The organism is Aeromicrobium sp. SP1 (genome assembly GCF_055663785.1).
On the sequence record NZ_JBQVVK010000001.1, the window covers coordinates 1,068,777 to 1,092,034 of the forward strand.

Consider the following 23,258-nt stretch of genomic DNA (forward strand, 5'->3'; position numbering starts at 1 on the left):
CGCCCGAGGCATGACGATGCTCGCAGTGGGTACTGCTGCGGCATGAACGTCGTGGTCACCGGCGCAACCGGACTCGCGAGCGTCGCCGGAGGCCGCCTCCTCGCCGGAGCGACCCTTGCGCTCGCCGCGCTGCGCACCGCCCCCAAGCCGCTGCATCCGCGCGGTCGGGTCTGGGAGTCGCGGTACACCGCCACGGGAACCGGGTCGCCGACGGGGATCGCGTGGATCGACGAGGCCGGACGTCACGACGCCGTCATCCGGATCTCCGCCGCGATCGGGTTGCCCGAGGGCTGGGCGGACATCCGCGGCCTCGCGATCCGACTCGGGCTCAGCAGCGAGTCCGACGTGCTCCTGGCCAGCACGGGCTCCTCGCGGATCGGCCGCTTCGTGCTGCGAGTCGTCCGCCCCTCGACGCCCCATCTGGCCACGACGCTGTTGCCGTACCGAGGGCCCGACGGACCGGTGTGGCTGGCCGCCGCCGCGCAGGGTCCGCGCCGCTACGTCCTGCTGTGGTCGGACGGCTCGGCCCAGTGGACCGCCTTCGGCGACCTCGAACTGCTCCGGCCCTCATCGCAGGAGCCGAGCTTCGACCCCGTCCGCCGACCGCCGCCCGATCTCGCGAACTACGGCTGGGTCACGGCGTTGCGGGCTCCGGCCTACCGATCGGCACGCCGCAGCCGTGGCGAGTCGGCCGACGTCGGACGTCGCAGCACGTAGACGTCCATGACCCACCCGGCGGCGTCCTTCGCGCGGGTGCGCGCCGCGTGGATCCGCGGCAACGCCTCGGGGAGCGTCCCGTCGACGAGCTCCTGCGTTCGCGTGCCGAGGTTGGCGCCCCACCAGATCGACCACTCTGGGTCGAGAGCCTCCAGCGGCGCGAGGTCGCGGTTGAGCATCACCGCGACGTTCTCCTGCCCCTGGGCCACGGCCTCGGCGAGTCGGCGGCCGGTCGTGACGTGCAACGGCTGGCCGATCTCGTGCAGGACGATCCCGTGCGCCGCGGCGAGCGCCTGCACGCTGCTGATGCCGGGGATCACGACCAGCTCGGTGTCCGTGTCGGCGGCCACCCGGTCGAGCACCCGGATCGTCGAGTCGTACAGCGCCGGGTCGCCCCACACGAGGAAGCCGACGTCCCCGTCGATGCCGGAGATAGCCTCGGCGTAGCGCGCCGCCCGGGCCTCGTGCCACGCCGTGACCGCGTCCCGATAGTCCGACAACGTGCCCGTCCCGCCGGGGGAGCGGTCCCGCTCGGCATCCTCGACCACGACGATCGGGACGGCGGGCGCGTGCCGGGCCAACAGCGCCCGGCGGGCCGCCGCGAGGGGGTCGCCGGAGCGCTTCTCGGTCACCACGACGCACGCGACCGACTGCAGCGCCGCGACGGCCTGCAGCGTGACCTGGTCGGGATCGCCGGGACCGACGCCGATCAGCAGGAGTCGGCTCACCGGTCCTCCAGATCGCCCTCGATCGACAGGTAGACCTCCTGCATCGCGGCGAGGGTCGCGGGGTCGGGCTCCTGCCACAGGCCACGATCGGCAGCCTCGTGCAGTCGCTCGACGATCCCCCGCAGCGCCCACGGGTTCGCCTCGCGCATGAACGCCTGGTTGTCCTCGTCGAGGACGTACTCCTTCGCGAGGGTGTCGTACATCCAGTCGTGGACCACGCCGGTCGTCGCGTCGAGGCCATAGAGGTAGTCGACCGTGGCGGCCAGCTCGACGGCGCCCTTGTAGCCGTGCCGCTGCATCGCGCCGATCCAGCGCGGGTTGACGACGCGCGATCGGAAGACCCGCTGCGTCTCCTCGCGCAGGGACCGGGTGCGGACCTGGTCCGGGCTGGTCGAGTCGCCGACGTACGCCTGCGGGTCCTTGCCGGTCAGCGCGCGCACCGTGGCAACCATGCCGCCGTGGTACTGGAAGTAGTCGTCGGAGTCGGCGATGTCGTGCTCGCGGGTGTCGATGTTCTTCGCCGCGACCTGGATGCGCCGGTAGTTCGCACGCATGTCGTCCGCGGCCGGTGCACCGGCGAGGTCACGCCCGTACGCGAAGCCGCCCCACGCCGTGTAGACCTCCGCGAGGTCGGCGTCGTCGCGCCAGTTCCCCGACTCGACGACCTGCAGGATGCCCGCCCCGTAGGACCCCGGCGCGGAGCCGAAGATCCGGGTCGTGGCCCGGCGCGGGTCGCCGTGCGCGGCGAGCTCCTCCTGCGTGTGGGCGCGGACGAAGTTCTGGTCGACGGGCTCGTCGAGTCCTGCCACGAGCCGGACCGCGTCGTCGAGCATCGCGACGACGTGCGGGAAGGCGTCGCGGAAGAAGCCCGAGATCCGCACCGTGACGTCGATCCGCGGCCGGCCGAGCTCCGCGAGCGGGACGACCTCGAGGTCCGACACCCGGCGCGACGCCTCGTCCCACCGCGGACGGACACCGAGCAGGGCGAGCACCTCGGCGATGTCGTCGCCCGACGTGCGCATCGCCGACGTGCCCCACACCGACAGACCGACCGAGCGTGGCCACTCACCGGTGTCGTCGCGGTGGCGCTCGAGCAGCGAGTCGGCCATCGCCTGACCCGTCTCCCACGCGAGCCGGGACGGGACGGCCTTCGGGTCGACGGTGTAGAAGTTGCGGCCCGTCGGCAGGACGTTGACCAGCCCGCGCAGTGGTGAGCCAGACGGTCCGGCGGGGACGTACCCGCCCGCGAGGGCGTGCAGGACGGCGTCGATCTCGTCGGTCGTCCGCGCGAGCCGCGGCACCACCTCGGTCGCCGCGAACTCCAGCACCCGGACGACCTCGGGGTCCTCGTGCAGCCCGGCGGCGACGGCGAGATCCCAGGCGGCGGCCTCCATCGCCTCGACCAGCCCGCGGGCCCGCTGCTCGATCTCGTCGACAGCGGAGGTCGCGGCGCCCTCCTTCAGTCCGAGCGCGGCGCGCAGCCCCGGTACCGCCGCGGCCCGGCCGCCCCAGACCTGCGAGGCGCGCAGGATCGCCAGCACGAGGTCGACGCGCACGGCCCCCGTCGGAGCCTCGCCGAGAACGTGCAGGCCGTCGCGGATCTGGACGTCCTTGATCTCACACAGCCAGCCGTCGACGTGCAGGATGAAGTCGTCGAAGTCCTCGTCACCGGGGCGCTCGTCGAGGCCGAGGTCGCGATGCATCTCCGCGGCGTGCATGAGCTGCCAGATCTCGGCGCGGATCGCCGGCAGCTTCGCGGGATCCATCGCCGCGATGTTGGCGTGCTCGTCGAGCAGCTGCTCGAGCCGCGCGATGTCGCCGTACGTCTCGGCGCGAGCCATCGGCGGGATCAGGTGGTCGACGATCGTGGCGTGCGCGCGGCGCTTGGCCTGGGCGCCCTCGCCCGGGTCGTTGACCAGGAACGGGTAGACGAGCGGCAGGTTCGAGATCGCCGCATCCGTCGCGCAGGCGGCCGACAGGGCGGCGTTCTTGCCCGGCAGCCACTCCATCGAGCCGTGCTTGCCCAGGTGCACGACGGCGTGCGCCCCGAATCCCCGCTCGAGCCACAGGTAGGCCGCGAGGTAGTGGTGCGACGGCGCGAGGTCGGGATCGTGGTAGATCGCGACGGGGTTCTCGCCGAACCCCCGCGGCGGCTGGATCAGCACGACGAGGTTCCCGGCGGTGATCGTCGCGAGCACGATCTCGTCGGCGTCGTTGACGAACAGGCGCCCCGGTGCCGGTCCCCACGCCTCCTCGATCCCCGCCCGCAGCGAGGGATCCAACGTGGCGAACCACTCGCGGTACTGCGCGGCGGGGATCCGCACGTGCGCCGCGGTGAGGTCGCCCGACGTGAGCCACTCCTCGTCCTGGCCGCCGGCGTCGATCAGCGCGTGGATCAGGGCGTTGCCGGCCTCGGTCTCGTCCTCGAGCGACAGGCCCGGGATCGCGTCCGGGCCACCGAGGTCGTAGCCCGCGTCGGCCAGCCGCCGCAGTAGCCGCACCGCCGAGCGAGGCGTGTCCAGCCCGACCGCGTTGCCGACTCGGCTGTGCTTTGTCGGGTAGGCCGAGAGCATGAGCGCGAGCCGGCGGGACTCGGGGCGGACGTGGCGCAACCGCGCGTGCGCGACGGCGATCCCGGCGACCCTGGCGCACCGCTCGGGGTCGGCGACGTACCGGGGGAGGCCGTCGGCATCGATCTCCTTGAACGAGAACGGCGCCGTGATGATCCGGCCGTCGAACTCGGGGATGGCGATCTGGTTCGCGGAGTCCAGCGGCGTGACGCCGTCGTCGGAGGCGAGCCACTCGTCGCGGCTCGACGTCAGGCACAGGCCCTGCAGCAGGGGGATGTCGAGTGCGGCCATCCGCTCGACGTCCCACGCCTCGTCCTCGCCGCCGGCCGACGCGGCCGCGGGCGTGGCACCGCCGGCGGCGAGCACCGTGACGACGAGCGCGTCGAGGGTCGCCAGCTCCTCGAACAGGTCGGCCGGCGCCGAGCGCAACGAGGCGGAGAACACCGGGACGCCGGTCGCCTCGCCCGTGGCGTCGATCGCGTCGGCGAGCGCATGGGCGAATCCCGCGTTGCCGCTCGCCTCGTGGGCGCGGTAGTACAGGACCCCGATGCGCGGCAGGTCGGGCCGCGGCGGATGTGGGCGCTCCGCCCACCCCCACGCCGGCACGACGGCCGGCGGCTCGAAGCCCTCGCCGGTGAGCAGGATCGTGTCGGACAGGAACGCGTGCAGCTGGGCCAGGTTCGCCGGTCCGCCCTCGACGAGGTACCGGTGGGCCTGCGCCGCGATCCCGATCGGGACGGTCGACAGCTCCATGAGCTCGGCGCTCGGCGTCAGCTCGCCGCCGAGCACCACGAGCGGCCGGTCACCGATGTGCGGCAGGACCAGCTCGCGGACGTCGTCGGCGGTACCGAGGACCCGCGCCACCACGAGGTCGGCGGTCGCGAAATGCGCGGGCACGCCTCGGACGGGGTTGCCCCACAGCCAGTCCGCTCCGCTGGCGCGGGCCGAGAGCAGGTCGGTGTCGGACGTGGACAGCAGTGCGATGCGCGGCATCGATCCTCCTGGGGGTTCTCGCCCCTACGGTCGGAAGTCGCCGCGGCCAGTGTCTGGCTTGCCGATCGCTCGGACTCACAGTGGCGGAACCGCCCCGGAATCACACCGGAGTTCCTGGGTCCGCGGCGAGCGGACCGCGTCAGCGTACCGCGCTGCCCGGAGACATCGCGCCCCGTGCTGCTTACGCTGGCGGCATGACCACGGCTGTTCGGGACTACGCACCCGGCCGCATCGCGACCGTCGTCGGCACGGGGCCGACGGTGCTGCTCTGGCACGGGCGCGGACCGAACGAGCGGCTCAGCCTGACCCGTCTCGCGGAGGCGATCGCCGGGCACGGCCGGCGCGTCGTGGTCCCCGACTGGGACGCCTCGGCCCCGGACGGCGGCCGCGCCGAGCTGCTCACCTCGCTGCGCTTTGCCCGCGAGTCCGCCGACCACGATCCGGACGAGCTGACGCTCGTCGGCTGGTCCCTCGGCGGCGTCGCCGCGGCGAGCCTGACGCTGCACCAGCGCCGGCTCGGCATCGCGCTGGCGCGCACGGTGTGCGTCGCCTCGGGCTCGTTCGACCGGGTGGACCCGATCAGCGGCGCGCTCGTGGGACCCGCGACCTCGCGGACCGAGCGCCCGACGACCGTGGCCTTCGTGCACGGTCTGCTCGACGACCTCGTCCTGACCGACGAGGTCCGCAGCACCCACGCCCAGTGGAACGAGGCCGGCTGGCCGACGACCCTCGACGAGCTCGCCGCCGACCACTTCACGATCGTCGACGAGCACGCCGACGCCGTGGCCGCGATCGTGGTGCGCCCATGACCGGCACCGTGCGCACCCGACGCGACCTGTGCCCGGGCGTGTTCCGCCCGTGGGCGGCCGGCGACGGCGCGATCGTCCGGCTCCGGACTCCCGGCGGGGTCATCGCGACCGAGGCGCTCGGCGGCCTGCTCGACGTCGCGCGCGCCCACGCCGACGGCACCGTGCTGGTCACGAGCCGTGCAAACGTCCAGCTGCGCGGCATCGACGCGCCGGGCGGTGAGGTGCCGGACGAGGTCGTCGACGCGATCCGGGCGACCGGCCTGCTGCCCTCGGACACCCACGAGCTCGTCCGGAACATCGTCGCCTCGCCGTTGACCGGGCGGTCCGGGGGACGGGCCGACCTGCGCACTGTGGTTCGCGACCTCGACGCGCGCCTGTGCGCCGAGCCGGGACTCGCCGATCTCGGAGGTCGCTTCCTGTTCGTGCTCGACGACGGTCGCGGGGATGTCCTCGGGCGCTCCCTCGACCTCGGTCTCGTGGCGGTCGACGCCGCCCACGTCCAGCTGCGCGCCGGGCTGGACGGCTGGGGCGACGTCGTGCCGATCGCCGAGGCGGCCGCGCGACTCGTCGACCTCGCGCGGGAGTTCTCGCGCGTTCGCGGGAGCGGGCCGCAGGCCGCGTGGCACGTCGACGAGCTGCCCCGGGGACCCTCCGGACTGCTCGGCCGGACGACCCGCGACCCGCGCACGCGCGTGCACGCGGACCCGCCGGCTCCCGGCCGGCACCGCCAGGGCGACGGTCGCGCCTTCGACGTCGTCGACCTGCCCGAGGGCCTCGTGACGGCCCAGTTGTTCGCCCGCCTGGCCGCTTCCGGTGCGGCCGGGCTCGTGCTGACGCCGTGGCGTAGCGTCGTGATCCCCGACCTGGAGGACGCGTGAACACATCCACTCCCGTGCGACCGACGGCCCACTTCGCGTACGAGAAGTCCGGCCCCGCGATCTACGTCGACTCGTTCGCGACGATCCGTCGCGAGGCCGACCTGGCCGGCAACCCGGCCGACGCCGAGAAGGTCGCCGTCCGGATGATCCACGCCACGGGTCAGACGGACCTGGCGCGCGACCTCGTCGTCCATCCCGGGCTCGTGGCGGCTGCGCGCACGGCGCTCGAGCGGGGCGCGCCGATCCTCACCGACGCGACCATGGTCGCCTCCGGCGTCACCCGCTCGCGGCTGCCGGCCGACAACGACGTGCTGTGCCTGCTCGGCGATCCCCAGGTTCCCGAGCTCGCCCGGGACTGGGGGACCACTCGGTCGGCGGCCGCGGTGTCGCTGTGGGCCGACCGGCTCGACGGTGCCGTTGTCGCGTTCGGCAACGCTCCGACCGCGCTGTTCCACCTGCTCGAGATGCTGCTCGACGGGGCTCCACGACCAGCGGCGATCATCGGCGTGCCGGTGGGCTTCATCGGTGCGGCCGAGTCGAAGGACGCCCTCGCCTCCTTCGCCGAGGATCACGGCATCGACGTGCCGTTCCTGACCGTCCGCGGTCGCCGAGGTGGCTCGGCGATGGCGGCCTCGGCGCTCAACGCGCTCGCCCAGGAGCGGGAATGACCGGCCGGCTAATCGTCGTCGGGCTCGGCCCGGGCGATCCCGACCTGCTGACGATCAAGGCCGCGCGGGTCGTCGCGACGGCCCCCGTCGTCGCGTTCCACCACGCGCCCGGCCGGTCGTCGAACGCGCGGCGGATCGTCGCGCACCTGCTCGGTGGCGAGACGATCGAGGAAGCCCTGGAGTACCCCGTGACGACGGGCGAGACCGACCACCCCGGCGGCTACGCGGGAGCGATGGCCGACTTCTACGAGGACTGCGCCGACCGGCTCGCCGACCACCTCGACGCGGGCCGGGACGTGGCCTTGCTCGCCGAGGGCGACCCGCTCTTCTACGGCTCCTCGATGTACGTGCACGACCGGCTCAGCCTGCGGTACGACACCGAGATCGTGCCCGGGGTCCCCGCGTTCGCCGCCGGCACCGCGGCGACGCGTACCCCGCTCGTGCGGCAGACCGACGTGCTGACGGTCCTGCCCGGCACACTCGGTCGCGCCGAGCTGGCGCGGCGGCTCGCCGACACGGATGGCGCGATCATCATGAAGCTCGGGCGGACCTTCCCGGACGTCGTGGCCGCGTTGCGCGAGGCGGGCCGCCTCGACGACGCGATCTACGTGGAGCGCGCCTCGATGTCCGGCGAGCGCCACCTGCGGGTCACCGACGTCAACCCGGACGACGTGCCGTACTTCTCGCTCGTGATCGTGCCGGGGGACACCCACGCGAAGCGGCGCCGGTACGACGATCCGGCCACGGGCGTCGACGGGACGTCGCCGGGCGCGACGGTGCACGTGCTGGGCCTCGGTCCCGGCCCCGAGGGCTGGCTCACCCCCGAGGCGGCGGCGGTCCTCGACTCGGTCGACCACGTCGTCGGCTACGCGCCGTACGTGAACCGGGTGCCCCAACGCGAGGGCCTCGAGCGGCACGCCTCGGGCAACACGGTCGAGCTCGACCGCGCGCGGTTCGCCCTCGACCTCGCGCGGGCGGGCCACCGTGTCGCGGTCGTGTCCGGCGGTGACGCCGGGATCTTCGGGATGGCCTCGGCCGTCTTCGAGGCCGCCGCCGACCCCGCGTACGTCGACGTGCACGTCGAGGTGCTCCCCGGCGTGTCCGCGGTGCAGGCCGTCGCCGCCCGCGCCGGTGCACCGATCGGTGCGGACTTCGCCGTCGTGAGCCTCTCGGACCGACTCAAGTCGTGGGACGTCGTCGAGGCCCGCCTGCGCGCGATCGCCGAGGCCGACCTCGTGCTGGCGGTCTACAACCCGCGTTCGTCCGAGCGCCCGCACCAGGTCGCGCAGATGCGCGAACTCCTGCTGCAGCACCGCGATCCGGCGACCGTCGTGGTCGTCGGCCGCGACGTCGGGCGCGCCGAGGAGTCGCTGGTCGTCACGACCCTCGCCGACCTCGACCCGGAGTCGATCGACATGAAGTGCCTCATCATCGTCGGCGCCTCGTCCACCCGCGTCACCCCCGACGGCCGCGTCTGGACCCCGCGCTTCGTGGAGCGGTGACCTACGCACCTCTGGGTCGTGTTTGGGGTGCGCAGGTCACCGCCGGCGGGGTCCGGTGGTGCGGTGGTGGGTGGGGCGGTGAGTTGTGTACCTCTGGGCCTCGCTTGGGGTGCGTAAGTCACCGCCCGCGGGGGTCCGGTGGTGTGGTGGTGGGTCGGGCGGTGAGTTGTGTACCGCTGCGCCTCGTTTGGGGTGCGTAAGTCACCGCCCGCGGGGGTCCGGTGGTGTGTTGGTGGGTCGGGCGGTGAGTTGCGTACCGCTGCGCCTCGTTTGCGGTGCGTAAGTCACCGCCCCCGCGTCAGCCGCGCTTGAGGGAGCGGTCGCGGGCGGGGTCGTAGAGGTAGGAGTCGGCGCCGCGGACGTCCGAGGCGAGGGCCGGTCCGACGAGGATGACGGCGCCGTGCCGCAGGTCCGCGGCCTCGACCGCGTCGGCGATGTCGGCGAGGGTGCCGCGCAGGACGACCTGGTCGGGTTGGCTCGCGTGGAACACGACGGCGACCGGGCACGCCGGCCCGTAGTGCTCGGCCAGCTCGGCGGAGAGCTCGCGGATGCGGGTGATGGCCAGGTGCAGGGCGAGCGTGGCACCCGTGGCGGCGAACGCGGAGAGCTGCTCGCCGGCGGGCATCGCCGTCGAACGGGCGTGGGTGCGGGTGAGCACGACCGACTGGGCGACCTCGGGGACGGTCAGCTCAGCCCCGAGCAGGGCGGCGGCCGCCGCGTAGGCGGGAACGCCCGGGCACACGTCCCACGGCACGCCGTGTGCGTCGAGCCGGCGTGCCTGTTCGTGCAGGGCCGAGTAGACCGACGGATCGCCGGAGGTCAGCCGCACGGCCGTGAGGCCCGCGACGTGGGCGTCGACCAGCTCGGCCGTGATCGCGTCGAGGTCGAGGTCCTGCGTGTCGACGAGGCGGGCGTCCGCGCGGCAGTGGGAGAGGACCACCGCGTCGATGTAGGTCCCCGGGTACAGGACGACGTCCGCGGAACCCAGCAGGTGGGCGGCGCGCAGGGTCAGCAGGTCGGCGGCGCCGGGTCCCGCGCCCACGAAGTGCACGGTCACGAGGGGTCCTTCCTGACGGTCCACTGGGTGATCGAGCGTGCCGGCTTCCAGCCCGAGAACGAGCCGAGCCGGTCGACCTGCTCGACCGAGAGTCGGGTCAGCTCGCCGCCGAGGTCGGCCTGGGCGTCCTCGACGAGGCGCACGGTCTCGCGGGCGACGGCGTGCGCCACGAGGACGCCCCCGGGCCGCAGCGCGGACCAGGGCGCCGCGATCGCTGCGGCGCTGATCCCGCCGCCGAGGAAGACCGCGTCGGGAACGGGGAGGTCGGGCGAATCGAGCGCATCGGGAGCAGCGCCGCGCAGGACCCGGATCCCCGGGACGCCGAGGCGCAGCGCATTGGCCTCGATGCGGTCGGCCCGGTCGGGATCGCGCTCGATCGCCCACGTCGTGCCGGTGCCCGACGCGAGCATCCACTCGATGCCCACCGAGCCGGCGCCGGCGCCGACGTCCCACAGGACGGCGCCGGGGAACGGCGAGAGCCGGGCCAGCGCCGAGGCCCGCACGTCGCGCTTGGTCAGCTGGCCGTCGTGGTCGAAGAGGTCGTCGGGCAGACCGGGGGCGGTCGGCCGAGCAGGACCGTCGCACTCGATCGCGAGCACGTGCAGGCGAGGCGGCGTCTCGTGCCACGCGTCGGCGGTCGCGGTGATCCGCGTTTCCGCCGCGGCACCGAGGTTCGCCAGGACGGTGAGCCGGCTCGACCCGTAGCCGAGGCTCGCGAGCAGGTCGGCGACGCGGCGCGGGGTCGTCTCGTCGGTCGAGAGCACGAGGATCCGGCGGCGGGGAGCCAGATGGCGGGGGAGTGTTCGCGGATCACGGACCACCGCGACCGTCTCGGCGGGCCACGTCATGCGGGCGCCGGCCAGGGCCACCGACGAGACGGCGGGCTCGACGCTCACGGCGCCGGACCCCACGACATCCTCGATCGTGGTCGCGATCCCGGCGACGAGCGGATCGCCCGAGGCGAGCGCGACGACGGTGCCCTCGAGGCCGTCGAGCAGGCCCGGAAGGCCTTCGCGCAGGGGCGCCGGCCAGGGCTCACGACGCTGTCCCGCGACCGCCGGGACCATGGCCAGATGGCGTTCGCCACCGAGCAGGACGTCGGCCGCGAGCACCTCCTCGCGCAGCGCGGGGGCGAGGCAGTCCCACCCGTCGGCGCCGACACCGATGACCCGGATCCGTGACATGGCCGCCACCGTAGCCGCCCCGATCCGTGCGTAGACTGCTCGGGTCAGGCCCGAGGTGCCCCTCCGGGGGAGAATCGGGAAACTGGTGAGAATCCAGTACAGGGCCCGCTGCGGTGATCCGGCTTTCGCCGGTAAGTCCGAAGACCGGCCTCGGTGCCTGAGGACGCCCGCGATCGCGCGCGTCTCCAGTTGGCACAGAGCGCGGGAGCCCCGAATGCCACAGCAGTATCCGTTCAGTGCTGTCGTCTCCGCAGACGACATGACCCTGGCCCTCCTCCTCGTCGCCGTCTCCCCGGAGATCGGCGGCGTCCTCGTCCGAGGCGAGAAGGGCACCGCGAAGTCCACCGCCGTGCGGGCGTTGGCCGCGGTGCTGCCGCCGATCCGCGTCCGCGAGGGCGACCGGTTCTCGGTCGACCCCGAGGACGCCAGCCCGTTGTCACCCGACGCCCCGTACGGGCCGGCTGCCGTGGTCGAACGCCCCGTGCGGCTCGTCGAGCTGCCCGTCGGCGCGACCGAGGACCGCGTGCTCGGCTCGCTCGACCTGCAGCGCGCGCTCGGCGACGGCGTGGCCCAGTACGAGCCGGGCCTGCTGGCGCGCGCCCACCGCGGGATCCTCTACGTCGACGAGGTCAACCTGCTGCACGACCACCTCGTCGACGTGCTGCTCGACGCGGCGGCGACCGGCCGGGCGAGTGTCGAGCGCGACGGGGTGTCGGTCGAGCACGCCGCGCGTTTCGTCCTGATCGGCACGATGAACCCCGAGGAGGGCGAGCTGCGGCCGCAGCTGCTCGACCGGTTCGGGCTCGCCGTCGACGTCACCGCACCGAGTGATCCGCGGGCCCGCGCCGACGTCGTCCGTCGCCGCATCGCGTTCGACGCTCACCCCGACGCGTTCGTCGCCGACTTCGCGGAGGCGGAGTCCGACCTGCGCGATCGGATCGTGGAGGCGCGGGACCTGCTGCCGAAGGTCGGACTCGAGGACGAGACCCTCCTGCGGATCGCCGAGGTCTGCTCCGCCTTCGGCGTCGACGGCCTCCGCGCCGACATCGTGATGGCGCGTACCGCCGTGGCGCATGCCGCGTGGCAGGGCCGCACCGACGTCACGAACGACGACCTGCGCGTCGCCGCGAGGCTCGCCCTGCCGCACCGGCGGCGGCGCAACCCCTTCGACGCGCCCGGTGTCGACGAGGAGCAGCTGGACGACCTCCTGCCGCCCGACGACGAGCCGGACGGACCTGACGAGGATCCCGGCGGCGACGACGGTCCCGACGGGGGAGCCCCGCCGCCGTCCGGACCCGAGGACGGCCCCGACGAGGCGCCCACGCGGGAGCCGGGTGACACGCCGACCGAGGCTCCGGCCGCACCGTCCACGGTGGCCGCGCCCGTGGGCCAGACGTACCGGACGAAGGTCCTGCGCGTCGACGGAGTGGGTGTCGGGTCCGCGGGCCGCCGGTCGCGCGCCGTCACGGACCGCGGACGCCGCATCGGCGCGGCTCCCCGCGGCACGACCGACGGCCCGATCCACCTCGTCGAGACGATCCGCGCCGCGGCGCCGCACCAGACCCGTCGAGGACGTCTCACGGGACCGCTGGACCTGCGGGCCGACGACCTGCGGCGCGCCGTCCGCGAGGGTCACGAGAGCAACCTCGTCCTGTTCTGCGTCGACGCCTCCGGGTCGATGGCCGCGCGCCGGCGGATGGAGGCGGTCAAGACCGCGATCATGTCGCTGCTGCTGGACGCGTACCAGCGGCGCGACAAGGTCGGGCTCGTCACCTTCCGCGGCAGCGGTGCCGAGCTCGCGCTCCCGCCCACAGGTTCCGTCGAGATCGCGGCGCGGCGACTGCGGGAGCTGCCGGCCGGCGGTCGCACTCCGCTCGCCGAGGCTCTCGCGACGTGCGCCGAGGTCGTCCGGGTCGAGCGGCTGCGCGACCCGCGTCGCCGGCCGTTGCTCGTCCTGGTGACCGACGGGCGGGCCACCAGCGGCACCGACGCGGTCCCACGATCGCAACGGGCCGCGGCCCACCTGGCCGACGCGCGCGTGGACACCGTGGTCGTCGACTGCGAGACGGGGCGCTTCGCCCTCGGCCTCGCCGGAGTGCTGGCCGGGATCCTCGGCGCCGAGCACGTGCCGCTCGCCGAGATCAGCGCGGACGCGTTGGCCTCGATCGCCACGAACCGGCGGGCGGCCTGATGCCCCAGGGACAGCCGCTGGTCGTCCCCGACGACGGCCTCACGACGCGGCAACGCCGCAACCAGCCGCTGCTCATGGTGCACACGGGCAACGGCAAGGGGAAGTCCACGGCCGCGTTCGGCCTCGCGATCCGCGCGTGGAACCAGGGCTGGGACGTGGGCGTCTTCCAGTTCGTGAAGTCCGCGAAGTGGCGCATCGGCGAGCAGACCGTCCTCGAGCGGCTCGGCGAGCTGCACGCGCAGACCGGCGAGGGTGGCCCGGTCGAGTGGAACAAGATGGGCTCGGGCTGGTCGTGGTCGCGCAAGGCCGGCGACACCGAGGACCACGCACGCGATGCCGCCGAGGGCTGGGCGGAGGTCAAGCGTCGGCTGGCCGAGGAACGTCACGACCTGTACGTCCTCGACGAGTTCACCTACCCGATGGCATGGGGCTGGGTTGACGTCGACGACGTCGTCGAGACCCTCGCGAGCCGGCCCGGGCGGCAGTACGTCGTGATCACCGGACGTCGGGCCGACCAGCGGCTGCTCGAGGTCGCCGACCTCGTGACCGAGATGGTCCAGGTGCGTCATCCCTTCGAGCGCGGCCAGAAGGGCCAGCGGGGCATCGAATGGTGAGCGCGGCCCGGGTCGTGCTCGCGGCACCGGCCTCGGGGCACGGCAAGACCACCGTCTCGACCGGGATCATGGCCGCCCTCACCCGCCGCGGGATAGCCGTCACGGGCCACAAGGTCGGTCCGGACTACATCGATCCGGGGTACCACGCCCTCGCCACCGGTCGCCCCGGACGCAACCTCGACCCGTTCCTCGTGGGCGAGGACCGGATCGCCCCGCTGCTCGCGCACGGTGCGGCGGCCGGCGAGGTCGCCGTGATCGAGGGCGTCATGGGCCTGCACGACGGGCAGCTCGGCACCGAGGGCTTCTCGTCGACGGCGCACGTCGCCCGGCTGACGGACAGTCCGGTCGTCATGGTCGTCGACGTCTCGCACGCCTCCCGCACGATCGCCGCGATGGTCGAGGGCGTCGCGCGTTTCGACCCGCGGGTCCGGATCGCCGGGGTGATCCTCAACCGGGTCGCCTCGCCCCGGCAGTCGGCCGAGATCCGCGCCGCCCTCGCGACGAGCGGCCTGACGGTCGTGGGGGAGCTGGGCCGCGACAGCCGCCTGCACGTGCCCTCGCGCCACCTCGGCCTGGTCCCCGCGGCCGAGCGCGACGAGGCGGCCTCGACGCTCGAGACCCTCGCCGAGCTCGTCGAGCGCGGCGTCGACCTCGAGGCCGTGATGAGGATCGCCCGCACCGCGCCTCCGCTCGACGTCCCGGCCTGGGATCCCGCTGCCGAGGTGGGCGCTCCCGTCGAGGGTGCGCCCGTCGTCGCCGTCGCGGGTGGTCGGGCCTTCACATTCCGCTACGCCGAGCACGTCGAGCTGTTGCGGGCCGCGGGCTGCGAGATCGCCGAGTTCGACCCACTCGTCGACCCGTCCCTGCCCGCGGGTGCGAGTGCGCTGTACCTCGGTGGCGGGTTCCCCGAGGTGCACGCCGCCGACCTGTCGGCCAACCACGCGCTGCGGGCGGACGTCCGGGCCGCCGTGCGCGACGGGATGCCGACCGTCGCGGAGTGCGCCGGGCTGCTCTACCTGTGCCGCAGCCTCGACGGCCGTCCCATGACGGGCGCGATCGACGCCGACGCGCGGATGACCCCCCGGCTGACCCTCGGCTACCGATCTGGCACCGCGACCCACGGTCAGCTGCTGGCGGACGAGGGCGCTCCCGTGAGCGGCCACGAGTTCCATCGGACCCGAGTCGAGCCCGTCGCCGGACCCGCCGCCTGGTCGTGGGGGGAGGACGCCCACGACGGGTTCGCGTCGAACTCGCTCGTGGCCTCCTACCTGCACGTGCACTGGGCGGGGCATCCCGACCACGCGCGCCGGTTCGCCCGGGCCGCCGCGGAGTTCGCCTCGAGCGGCCGCCCAGCCGTGGTGCCGAGCACGGCTGCGAGCACCGCCACGCTGCCGCTCCCGCACCCGCTGCGGCACCACGGCGACGTGGAAGCCGCTGCCGGTCTCGCCGACTTCGCGGTCAACGTCCACGAGGACGGACCACCGGACTGGCTCGTCCGAGCCCTGGCCGACGGCGTCGCGGACGTCACCCGGTACCCCGACCCGACCACGGCCACGGCCCTCGTCGCCGGGCTGCACGGCCGTCCGGACGACGAGGTCCTGCTGACCGCAGGTGCCGCGGAGGCGTTCACGCTCATCGCCCGAGCCCGACCGTGGCGGCACCCCGTCGTCGTGCATCCGCAGTTCACCGAGCCCGACGTGGCGCTCTCGGCCGCCGGGCACACCGCGACGCGCGTGCTCCTGTCGGCCGAGGACGACTTCCGGCTCGACCCGGACCTCGTTCCGGACGATGCGGATCTCGTCGTGGTCGGCAATCCCACCAACCCGACGGGCGTCCTGCACCGCGCCGAGGCGCTGCGCTCCCTCGTGCGACCCGGGCGGCTCGTCGTCGTCGACGAGGCCTTCATGGACGCCGTGCCGGACGAGTCCGAGTCGCTCGCGTCCGGCGCCGACCCGGGCGTCCTCGTGGTCCGCAGCCTCACGAAGCTCTGGGCGATCCCCGGAGTCCGCGCGGGCTACGTGCTCGCGGCGCCGGAGGTGATCGCCGACCTGCGCGGCCGGCAGTCGCCGTGGAGCGTCTCGGCCGCAGCCCTGTCGGCCGTCACGGCGATCGTCCGGCACGGCGCCGCAGAGCAGACGCGACGAACCGACGCGCTGACCGGGGCGACGGCCGAGCTCGTGGCGGGGCTCGACAATCTCGGCCTGCGAGCCGTGCCCGGCCACGCGCCGTTCGTGCTCGTCCGCGTTCCCGACGGCACCCACGCCGCCCTGCGCGACCTGGGCTTCGCCGTGCGCCGCGCCGACACGTTCCCCGGGCTCGACGACGGCTGGATCCGCATCGCCGCCCGACGCCCCGAGACGACCGCGCCCCTGCTCGACGCGCTCGCCGCACTCACCGGGAGCACGCGGTGAACGCGCGGGGACGCCACGTGCTGCTCACGTGGGGCGACGCGACCGCAGCCGCGACGGCCCATGACCTGATCGCCGACGGTGCCCGGGTGAGTGTCGTCGCCCCGACCGCCTGCGGGTCGGTCGAGGACCTCGCCGATCGGGGGCACCTCGCGTGGCACGCACGACCCGCCACCCTCGACGACCTCACGGCGGCTGACGTCGTGCTGAACCGCCCGCCGGTTGCCGAGGGCGCGCCGGTCGGCTCCCGCGGCGAGGTCGTCCTCGTCGGTGGCGGCCCGGGCGATCCTGGCCTGCTGACGGTCGCAGGCCTCGAGGCGCTGCGCACCGCCGACGTCGTCGTTACGGACCGGCTCGCACCACTCGGCGTACTGACCGAACTTCGGCCCGGCGTCGAGGTGATCGACGTCGCCAAGGTCCCCGGCGGCCGCCAGACCTCGCAGGAGCGGATCAACGCACTGCTCGTGACCCATGCGGCCGCGGGCCGGCGGGTCGTGCGTCTCAAGGGCGGGGACGGGTTCGTCTTCGGCCGTGGCGGCGAGGAGGTCCGGGCGTGTGCCGAGGCCGGTGTCCCCGTGCGGGTCATCCCCGGCGTCAGCTCGTCGATCTCGGTGCCGGCGCTCGCGGGCATCCCGGTCACGCACCGCGGGCTCACCCAGGGGTTCTCCGTCGTCTCGGGTCACGTGCCGCCGGGACATCCGGAGTCGACGATCGACCACGCCGCCCTGGCCCGCTCCGGCACGACCATCGTCGTGCTGATGGGGGTGCGGAACCTCGCCTCGATCTGCGCGGCACTCGTCGAGGCAGGCCGTGACCCGCAGACCCCCGCGGCGGTCATCGCCGACGGTGCGCTGCCGAGCCAGCGCACGGTCGTCGGCGACCTCGCGACGATCGCCGACCTCGCCAAGGCCGCCGAGATCGGCGCGCCCGCGGTGACCGTGATCGGCGACGTCGTGGCCGAGGCGCACGCGTGAGCGTCCCGACGTGGTGGGTGCGGCACGGCCAGTCGACGTGGAACGCCGCCGGTCTGGTGCAGGGCCGTGAGGCGGCACCGCCGTTGACCGACCTCGGCCTCCGACAGGCGCAGGAGGTGGGGCGGGCGCTGCGTGGCTGCGGTGCGACGAGGCTGCTGGTGTCGCCCGCCGTCCGAGCCCAGCAGACGGCGGCTCCCGTCTCCGTCGCGCTTGGCGTGCCCTGCGAGACCGACGACCTGCTGGTCGAGCAGGGGCTCGACGAGTCGGTCGCCGCGGTCCGTGAACGGATCGTCCGCACGCTGCGGTCGATCACCGAGCCGACGGTCCTGGTCACCCATGGAGACGTGATCGTGGCCGCCGCGCACGTGCTCGCGGGCCGTGCGATCGACGTCCCTGACAACGGTGCGGTGCTGCGCTGGGACCCCCCCGGCGCTCTGTTAGTCTGACGGCGAACTCGACCGAGGAAGCCGGTGTGAATCCGGCGCAGTCGCGCTACTGTGACGCCCCGCCCAGCGGAGCGAAGCCAGACCCGGAGCCGAGATCGCCCATCGATCAGGGACGCAGTCATCCCAGGAGGCAACACATGAGTCACGTCATTTCGCCCGCAGCCGATCACGGCGCGGTCCCCACCATTGCGCTCGGAACCATCGCCCCGTGGGCGGTCTTCTTCGGCCTGTTCGCCCTCGTGGTGCTGTTCCTGGTCACGTCCGACCAGGGTGCGGTCTCGATTCCCGCGGGCAACGCGGTCCACGAGTGGGTCCACGACGGACGTCATCTGCTCGGCTTCCCCTGCCACTGACGCCCTCGTCGCACCCCGCTGTCCACCGGACCCACCCGGCGCCTCGCCGGTGGGGGTCCGGTGATCCCTCGTACCCGAACGGACCCCTCATGAGCACTCTCAACGCACGCCAGTTCCTCGTCTTCGGCATGATCGCCGGCCTCGTCGCCGGCATCCTCACGTTCGCCGTCGCCTACGCGGTCGGCGAACCGCACGTCCAGACCGCGATCGAGTTGGAGGAGTCGCACGCCGCGGCTCCCGTGGTCGCCCACGGCAAGGGCATCGCCCAGCAGCCCGCCCACGCCCTGGCGCAGCACGGCGACGCGGGGGAGGTCGAGGTCTCGCGCGCCAACCAGCGCAGCTGGGGCCTGCTGACCGCCACGGTCGCGACCGGCGTCGCCCTCGGCGGACTCGTCGGCCTCATCTCGGCCGCCGGCGTCGGCCGACTCGGGCGGCTGCGACCCAGCCAGACGGCCGGTGTCGTCACCCTGCTCGGCTACGTCGCGGTGTCGCTCGTGCCGTTCCTGAAGTACCCGGCCACGCCGCCGGCCGTCGGCAGCGGCGACACGATCGGGCACCGCACGACGGTCTACTTCGCCTTCCTGCTGGTGTCGGTGCTCGCTGCCGTCATCGCGGTCGCGGTCACGAAGGCACTGCTCGCGAGGTACGGCACGTTCGGGGCGATCCTCGCCGGCGTCTGCGTCTACCTCGTGCTGGTCGTCGTCGCGGGCCAGGTGTTCGCCACGGTCGACGAGATCGGTGACTTCCCGGCCGATGTGCTCTGGTACTTCCGACGCGGTTCGCTCATGACGATCACGACGATGTGGGCGTCCATCGGCATCGTCCTGGCGTGGCTCGTCGGGCGGGCGACGGCACGCGCCGACGCCGTGGCGGTCCGGAAGGACCTGGCCGCGAGCCTGTGATGGCCCGAGCCGCCGGACTGGTCGCCGGCTACGCGATCGACCGCGTGGTCGGCGACCCCCGGCGGGGCCACCCCGTCGCCGCGCTCGGCCGGTCGGCGGCGAGGCTCGAGTCCGCCATGTACGCCGATCGGATCGGTCGAGGTGCCGTGTACACGGCCCTCCTGGTCGGCGGCGGGGCCGTCGGAGCGACCCTCGTGGACCGGCGGCTCGCGTCGCACCCCGTCGCGCGGACGGCCGTCACGGCGGTGGCGACGTGGGCGGTCCTCGGCGGCCGGACCCTCGGCGTGGAGGCGCACGCCGTCGGTGACCTGCTCGCGGCTGACGACCTGCCCGCCGCGCGACGACGGCTGACCCACCTCGTCGGTCGCGACACGAGTGCACTCGACGCCGCCGGGATCACGCGGGCCGTCGTCGAGTCGGTCGCCGAGAACACGAGCGACGCCGTCGTCGCACCCCTGCTGTGGGGCGGCGTCCTCGGCATCCCGGGACTCGTCGGCTACCGCATCGCGAACACGCTCGACGCGATGGTGGGTCACCGCAGCGCGCGGTACGAGCGGTTCGGGAAGGCCTCGGCGCGCCTCGACGACGTCCTCAACGTGCTGCCGGCCCGGGCGTCGGCCCTGCTCACGGCGGTCGTCTCACCCACGGTCGGAGGCGATCGCGCGACGACGTGGCGCACGTGGCGCCGCGACGCCCGACGTCACCCGAGCCCCAACGCCGGACAGGTCGAGTCGGCCTTCGCCGGGGCGCTCGGGATCCGGCTCGGTGGCCGCAACGTCTACGGCGACCGGGTCGAGCACCGGCCCGAGCTCGGCGACGGGCGCACGGCCCGACGCGAGGACATCGCGCGCGCCGTGCGGCTGGCCGACCGGGTCGACCTCGCGGCGCTGGGAGTCGCGGTCAGCCTCGCGCTCGCGCCCAGGCTGCGGCGGCGGCCGGGTCGCTGACGGTCTCGGCGGGCGGCAGCGGGGTCCGGCGGACGACGACGACGGGCAGTCCGAGCGCTGTCGCGGCCTCGAGCTTCGGCCACGTGTAGGTGCCGCCGGAGTCCTTCGTGACGACGACGTCGACGCGGTGACCGCGCATGAGCTCCAGCTCGCCGTCGAGCCGGTAGGGGCCGCGACTGCGCAGCAGCGACCACGCGTCGGGCAGCGGATGGTCCGGTGCGTCGACCACGCGGACGAGGGCTGCATGGGTGGCGAGCGGTCCGACGAACGCCGGCAGCGACTGCCGTCCGACAGTCAGGAACGGTCGCACCCCGAGGTCGGCGGCCGCCGTCGCGGCGGCGTCGTGGTCGTCGACCCAGCACCACCGATCGGCGCCGGGAGCATCGGCCCAGCCCGGCCGCTCCAACCGCAGCAGCGGCACTTGCTCGGCCGTGCATGCGGCCACGGCATGGCAGGACATGCCCGCGGCGAACGGATGCGTCGCATCGACGACCGCCGTGACCGACTCGGTGCGCAGGAACTCGCGGAGCCCGTCGACGCCGCCGAAGCCGCCGATGCGCACCGGTCCGACGGGCAGTCGCGGATCGGCGACCCGGCCCGCGAGGGACGACACGAACCGCGGGCCGCCCTCGAGCAGCCGGGCGAGGGCCCGCGCCTCCGAGGTGCCACCCAGCACGAGGACCGTCACGCGATCCCTCCCGGTGGCACGACGGGCAGGTCGGAGGTGGCGCCGCCGGCGATCAGCGCGTCGATCGCGGCCACGTCGAGGTGGGCGTCGACGAGATCGGCGAGGGCGTCGATCCGCGCCTCCCGGGCGATCGCGAAGGACACGCTCGTCGGTGCGCGTCGCCGGCCCGTCGAGGACGCCACCTCGGCCAGGAACGCCGAGCGGAACGCATCGGACTCGAGGCTGCCGTGCCACATCGTGCCGAACACGGTCCCCGCGCGGGCGCCGCCGAGGAAGTCCTCGACACCGTCGCCGCGAGTCACCCGGCCGTGGTGGATCTCGTATCCGTGGGCGGGTGCGCCGAGCGCCGCTCCGGTGGGCAGGCGCAGCACCTTGTCGGCGCCGAAGGTCGTGGCCGCGTCGAGCAGGCCGAGTCCCTCGACCGTGACCCCCGGATCGCCCTCGACGCCCTCGGGATCGCGGATCTCGGCGCCGAGCAGCTGGAAGCCGCCACAGATCCCGAGCACGGGACGCCCGCGGCGCGCGTGCTCGACCACCGCGGTGTCGAGGCCACGTGCGCGCATCCACGCGAGGTCGGAGATCGTCGAGCGGGTGCCCGGGACGACGACGAGGTCGGCGTCGGCGAGATTGCGCGGATCGCTCACGAAGCGCACGTCGACGTCGGGCTCGAGGCCGAGTGCGTCGACGTCCGTGAAGTTGCTGATCCGGGGGAGCCGGACGACGGCGACCCGGATCGGGTTCGCGTGGGCCGCGGTGCGGGCCCCGACGTCGAGGCCGTCCTCGGAGTCGAGCCAGACGTCCGGGCTGAACGGCAGGACGCCGAGCACGGGTCGTCCCGTGACCCTCGCGATGGCGTCGTTCGCCGGCGCGAGCAGCGTCTCGTCGCCCCGGAACCTGTTGACCACGAAGGCCGAGACGAGCCGCTGGTCGGCCGGCTCCAGCAGCGCGACCGTGCCGTGGAACGAGGCGTAGACGCCGCCGCGGTCGATGTCGCCGACCACGATCACGGGCATGTCCGCATGGCGGGCCAGTCCCAGGTTCACGAAGTCGCCGGCGCGCAGGTTGATCTCAGTGGGGCTGCCGGCGCCCTCGGCGATCACGACGTCGTAGCGCGAGCTCAGGTCGTCGAAGGCCGCGAACGCGGCGTGCTCGAGCGCGGGCCGGCGGCCGGCGAAGTCGCGGGCCCCGAGGGTTCCGGCGGGCCGGCCGTTCACGACGACGTGACTGCGCCGGTCGCTGCCGGGCTTCAGCAGCACGGGATTCATCGCCACCTCGGGCGTCACGCGCGCCGCGACCGCCTGGACCCACTGGGCCCGGCCGATCTCGGCGCCCGCACCGTCGGGACCGGCGACGACCATCGAGTTGTTCGACATGTTCTGCGCCTTGAACGGTGCGACCGAGACGCCGCGACGGACCAGCGAGCGGCACAGTCCCGTGGTGAGCACGCTCTTGCCGGCATCGGACGTCGTCCCCGCGACGAGCAGCGTTCCACGCACCGCCTCAGGCTAGCCAGCCTCGCCCCGGGGCCGGCGACCGGTCACGCGTGGTGCGGGTCGGTCCGCCGGACGAGGTCGGCCATGACGGCCGCCAGGTCGGGCGGGTCGCCGGCGATCGCACGCTGCCGGTCCGCGCCGTTGCCGTGGTCGAGGACCCGCCGCACGCCGTCGGTGACCTGATCGGTCGTTCCCGTCTCGGCGAGGGCGGGCGCGATCACGCCCAGCAGCGAGTCCATCGCGACCCGCGCGGGCACGAGGCGCTGCGTGAGGGGATCGATCAACTGGCCGCGGACGCCGTCGTGGCGGGCCCGCCACCGCGCGGCGCGCAGGAGGTCCACGCGCCAGTCCTGCGTCGTGCCGCCCGTGTCGACGAGGGTCGAGACGAGGGCGCGGGCGATCTCGGCAACCAGGAGGGCGTCCTCGACCTCCGTGCAGACGTCGGCGACCCGGACCTCGACGGTGGGCAGCGTCTCGGCGACCCGGGAGTCGAGGTACATCATGTGCTCGTCGAGCGCGGCACCCGAGGCGACCACGGCCGCGACCACGGCGCGGTACGTCTCGGCATCGCCGAACGGCTCGACGGGACCGGCCGAGGGCCACGTGTCCCACACGTTCCCGCGCCACGTCGCGTGGTGCGTGTCGCGGCCCTCGAAGAACGGGGCGTTCGCCGACAGCGCCGTGAGCAGCGGGGTCCACGGCCGCAGCCCGTCGACGACGGCCACGGCACGCTCGTCGGGGACCTGGACGTGGACGTGCATGCCGCAGATCAGACCGCTGCGCCCGGTCTCGCCGAACCGCGCGAGCATGCGCTCGTAGCGTGAGTGGGGCGTCGTCGCGGGCTCGGTGCCGCCGAGGACGTCGACCGGCACGGCCGCGAGGTTCCAGCCGACCGATCGGGCGGCCGCGACCGCCGCGGCCCGCTGGCCGACGAGATCGTCGCGCAGCGCCGCGGGATCGGCGTGCGCGGAGGTCTGCAGCTCGACCTGCTGGAGGAACAGCTCGTGCTCGAGCTCATGGCCGGGCGCGAGGCCGTGATGAGCCCTCAGGACCGCCTCGGCCTGCGGGACGAGCCGCCCGTCGCGATCGACGACGAACAGTTCCTCCTCGATGCCGACGGGGTGCACGCCCTCGAA

At 74.1% G+C, this 23,258-nt stretch carries 20 protein-coding genes and 2 riboswitches; of the genes, 13 read left to right on the forward strand and 7 right to left on the reverse strand.

The window, feature by feature from the left end; translation table 11 throughout:
* Window positions 1-42 precede the first annotated feature (42 nt).
* Window positions 43-717, forward strand: coding sequence for a hypothetical protein (locus tag ACT26F_RS05260; protein ID WP_471669443.1), 675 nt, complete (start codon window positions 43-45; stop codon window positions 715-717).
* On the opposite strand, the gene cobF is transcribed toward ACT26F_RS05260, so the two are convergent.
* Window positions 657-1,445, reverse strand: coding sequence for a precorrin-6A synthase (deacetylating) (cobF, locus tag ACT26F_RS05265; RefSeq protein WP_471669444.1), 789 nt, complete (start codon window positions 1,443-1,445; stop codon window positions 657-659). The genes ACT26F_RS05260 and cobF overlap by 61 nt on opposite strands.
* A complete protein-coding gene (gene cobN, locus ACT26F_RS05270; protein ID WP_471669445.1) occupies window positions 1,442-5,008 on the reverse strand; it encodes a cobaltochelatase subunit CobN in 3,567 nt (1,188 codons plus the stop codon). Before cobN ends, cobF begins: the two co-directional genes overlap by 4 nt.
* A gap of 27 nt (window positions 5,009-5,035) precedes the next feature.
* Window positions 5,036-5,162, reverse strand: a riboswitch (cobalamin riboswitch).
* Window positions 5,163-5,202: 40 nt separating this feature from the next.
* Between cobN and ACT26F_RS05275 the strand changes: the two genes are divergently transcribed.
* From ACT26F_RS05275 to ACT26F_RS05290, 4 genes are read left to right on the forward strand one after another with little or no spacing between them, the layout of a single operon-like run.
* A complete protein-coding gene (locus ACT26F_RS05275; RefSeq protein WP_471669446.1) occupies window positions 5,203-5,817 on the forward strand; it encodes an alpha/beta hydrolase in 615 nt (204 codons plus the stop codon).
* On the forward strand, window positions 5,814-6,695 hold the full coding sequence (locus tag ACT26F_RS05280) for a nitrite reductase (protein WP_471669447.1): 882 nt from the start codon (window positions 5,814-5,816) through the stop codon (window positions 6,693-6,695). Before ACT26F_RS05275 ends, ACT26F_RS05280 begins: the two co-directional genes overlap by 4 nt.
* Window positions 6,692-7,363 carry a precorrin-8X methylmutase gene (locus tag ACT26F_RS05285; RefSeq protein ID WP_471669448.1) on the forward strand — a complete coding sequence of 224 codons (672 nt, stop codon included), beginning with the start codon at window positions 6,692-6,694 and terminating at the stop codon, window positions 7,361-7,363. The genes ACT26F_RS05280 and ACT26F_RS05285 overlap by 4 nt, the downstream gene beginning before the upstream one ends.
* Window positions 7,360-8,865: a precorrin-2 C(20)-methyltransferase gene (locus tag ACT26F_RS05290; protein ID WP_471669449.1), complete on the forward strand. Its 1,506-nt coding sequence runs from the start codon at window positions 7,360-7,362 to the stop codon at window positions 8,863-8,865. Before ACT26F_RS05285 ends, ACT26F_RS05290 begins: the two co-directional genes overlap by 4 nt.
* A gap of 298 nt (window positions 8,866-9,163) precedes the next feature.
* Here ACT26F_RS05290 and cobM read toward each other — a convergent pair whose 3' ends face one another.
* Window positions 9,164-9,922, reverse strand: coding sequence for a precorrin-4 C(11)-methyltransferase (cobM, locus tag ACT26F_RS05295; protein ID WP_471669450.1), 759 nt, complete (start codon window positions 9,920-9,922; stop codon window positions 9,164-9,166).
* A complete protein-coding gene (cbiE, locus tag ACT26F_RS05300; protein ID WP_471669451.1) occupies window positions 9,919-11,106 on the reverse strand; it encodes a precorrin-6y C5,15-methyltransferase (decarboxylating) subunit CbiE in 1,188 nt (395 codons plus the stop codon). The genes cobM and cbiE overlap by 4 nt, the downstream gene beginning before the upstream one ends.
* 36 nt (window positions 11,107-11,142) lie before the next feature.
* Window positions 11,143-11,274: riboswitch (cobalamin riboswitch) on the forward strand.
* A 91-nt stretch (window positions 11,275-11,365) separates the two neighbouring features.
* On the opposite strand from cbiE, the gene ACT26F_RS05305 reads away from it, so the two are divergent.
* The 8 genes from ACT26F_RS05305 (at window position 11,366) to ACT26F_RS05340 (ending at window position 19,941) form a co-directional block, all read left to right on the forward strand.
* Entirely contained in the window at window positions 11,366-13,297 is a 1,932-nt protein-coding gene (locus ACT26F_RS05305; protein WP_471669453.1) for a VWA domain-containing protein, read from the forward strand.
* Window positions 13,297-13,911 carry a cob(I)yrinic acid a,c-diamide adenosyltransferase gene (cobO, locus tag ACT26F_RS05310; RefSeq protein ID WP_471669454.1) on the forward strand — a complete coding sequence of 205 codons (615 nt, stop codon included), beginning with the start codon at window positions 13,297-13,299 and terminating at the stop codon, window positions 13,909-13,911. Before ACT26F_RS05305 ends, cobO begins: the two co-directional genes overlap by 1 nt.
* On the forward strand, window positions 13,905-16,322 hold the full coding sequence (locus ACT26F_RS05315; RefSeq protein ID WP_471669455.1) for a cobyrinate a,c-diamide synthase: 2,418 nt from the start codon (window positions 13,905-13,907) through the stop codon (window positions 16,320-16,322). Before cobO ends, ACT26F_RS05315 begins: the two co-directional genes overlap by 7 nt.
* A gap of 203 nt (window positions 16,323-16,525) precedes the next feature.
* Window positions 16,526-17,293 carry a uroporphyrinogen-III C-methyltransferase gene (cobA, locus tag ACT26F_RS05320; RefSeq protein ID WP_471671655.1) on the forward strand — a complete coding sequence of 256 codons (768 nt, stop codon included), beginning with the start codon at window positions 16,526-16,528 and terminating at the stop codon, window positions 17,291-17,293.
* Entirely contained in the window at window positions 17,290-17,739 is a 450-nt protein-coding gene (locus ACT26F_RS05325) for a histidine phosphatase family protein (protein WP_471669456.1), read from the forward strand. The genes cobA and ACT26F_RS05325 overlap by 4 nt, the downstream gene beginning before the upstream one ends.
* 137 nt (window positions 17,740-17,876) lie before the next feature.
* Window positions 17,877-18,092 (forward strand): CbtB domain-containing protein, encoded by a 216-nt coding sequence (locus ACT26F_RS05330; protein ID WP_471669457.1) that lies wholly within the window; start codon window positions 17,877-17,879, stop codon window positions 18,090-18,092.
* 89 nt (window positions 18,093-18,181) lie between these two features.
* A complete protein-coding gene (locus ACT26F_RS05335) occupies window positions 18,182-18,994 on the forward strand; it encodes a CbtA family protein (RefSeq protein ID WP_471669458.1) in 813 nt (270 codons plus the stop codon).
* Complete coding sequence (locus tag ACT26F_RS05340) at window positions 18,994-19,941, forward strand: cobalamin biosynthesis protein (protein ID WP_471669459.1); 948 nt, start codon at window positions 18,994-18,996, stop codon at window positions 19,939-19,941. The genes ACT26F_RS05335 and ACT26F_RS05340 overlap by 1 nt, the downstream gene beginning before the upstream one ends.
* Here the strand turns inward: ACT26F_RS05340 and ACT26F_RS05345 are convergent.
* Genes ACT26F_RS05345 through ACT26F_RS05355 form a run of 3 tightly spaced genes read right to left on the reverse strand, consistent with a single transcriptional unit; the run spans window position 19,895 to window position 23,249 of the window.
* Window positions 19,895-20,629 (reverse strand): cobalt-precorrin-6A reductase, encoded by a 735-nt coding sequence (locus ACT26F_RS05345; RefSeq protein WP_471669460.1) that lies wholly within the window; start codon window positions 20,627-20,629, stop codon window positions 19,895-19,897. The two genes, ACT26F_RS05340 and ACT26F_RS05345, sit on opposite strands and share 47 nt — an antisense overlap.
* Window positions 20,626-22,125, reverse strand: coding sequence for a cobyric acid synthase (locus tag ACT26F_RS05350; RefSeq protein ID WP_471669461.1), 1,500 nt, complete (start codon window positions 22,123-22,125; stop codon window positions 20,626-20,628). The genes ACT26F_RS05345 and ACT26F_RS05350 overlap by 4 nt, the downstream gene beginning before the upstream one ends.
* A gap of 41 nt (window positions 22,126-22,166) precedes the next feature.
* Window positions 22,167-23,249, reverse strand: a complete 1,083-nt coding sequence (locus ACT26F_RS05355) for a carboxylate-amine ligase (RefSeq protein ID WP_471669462.1) — start codon at window positions 23,247-23,249, stop codon at window positions 22,167-22,169.
* Window positions 23,250-23,258 lie beyond the last annotated feature (9 nt).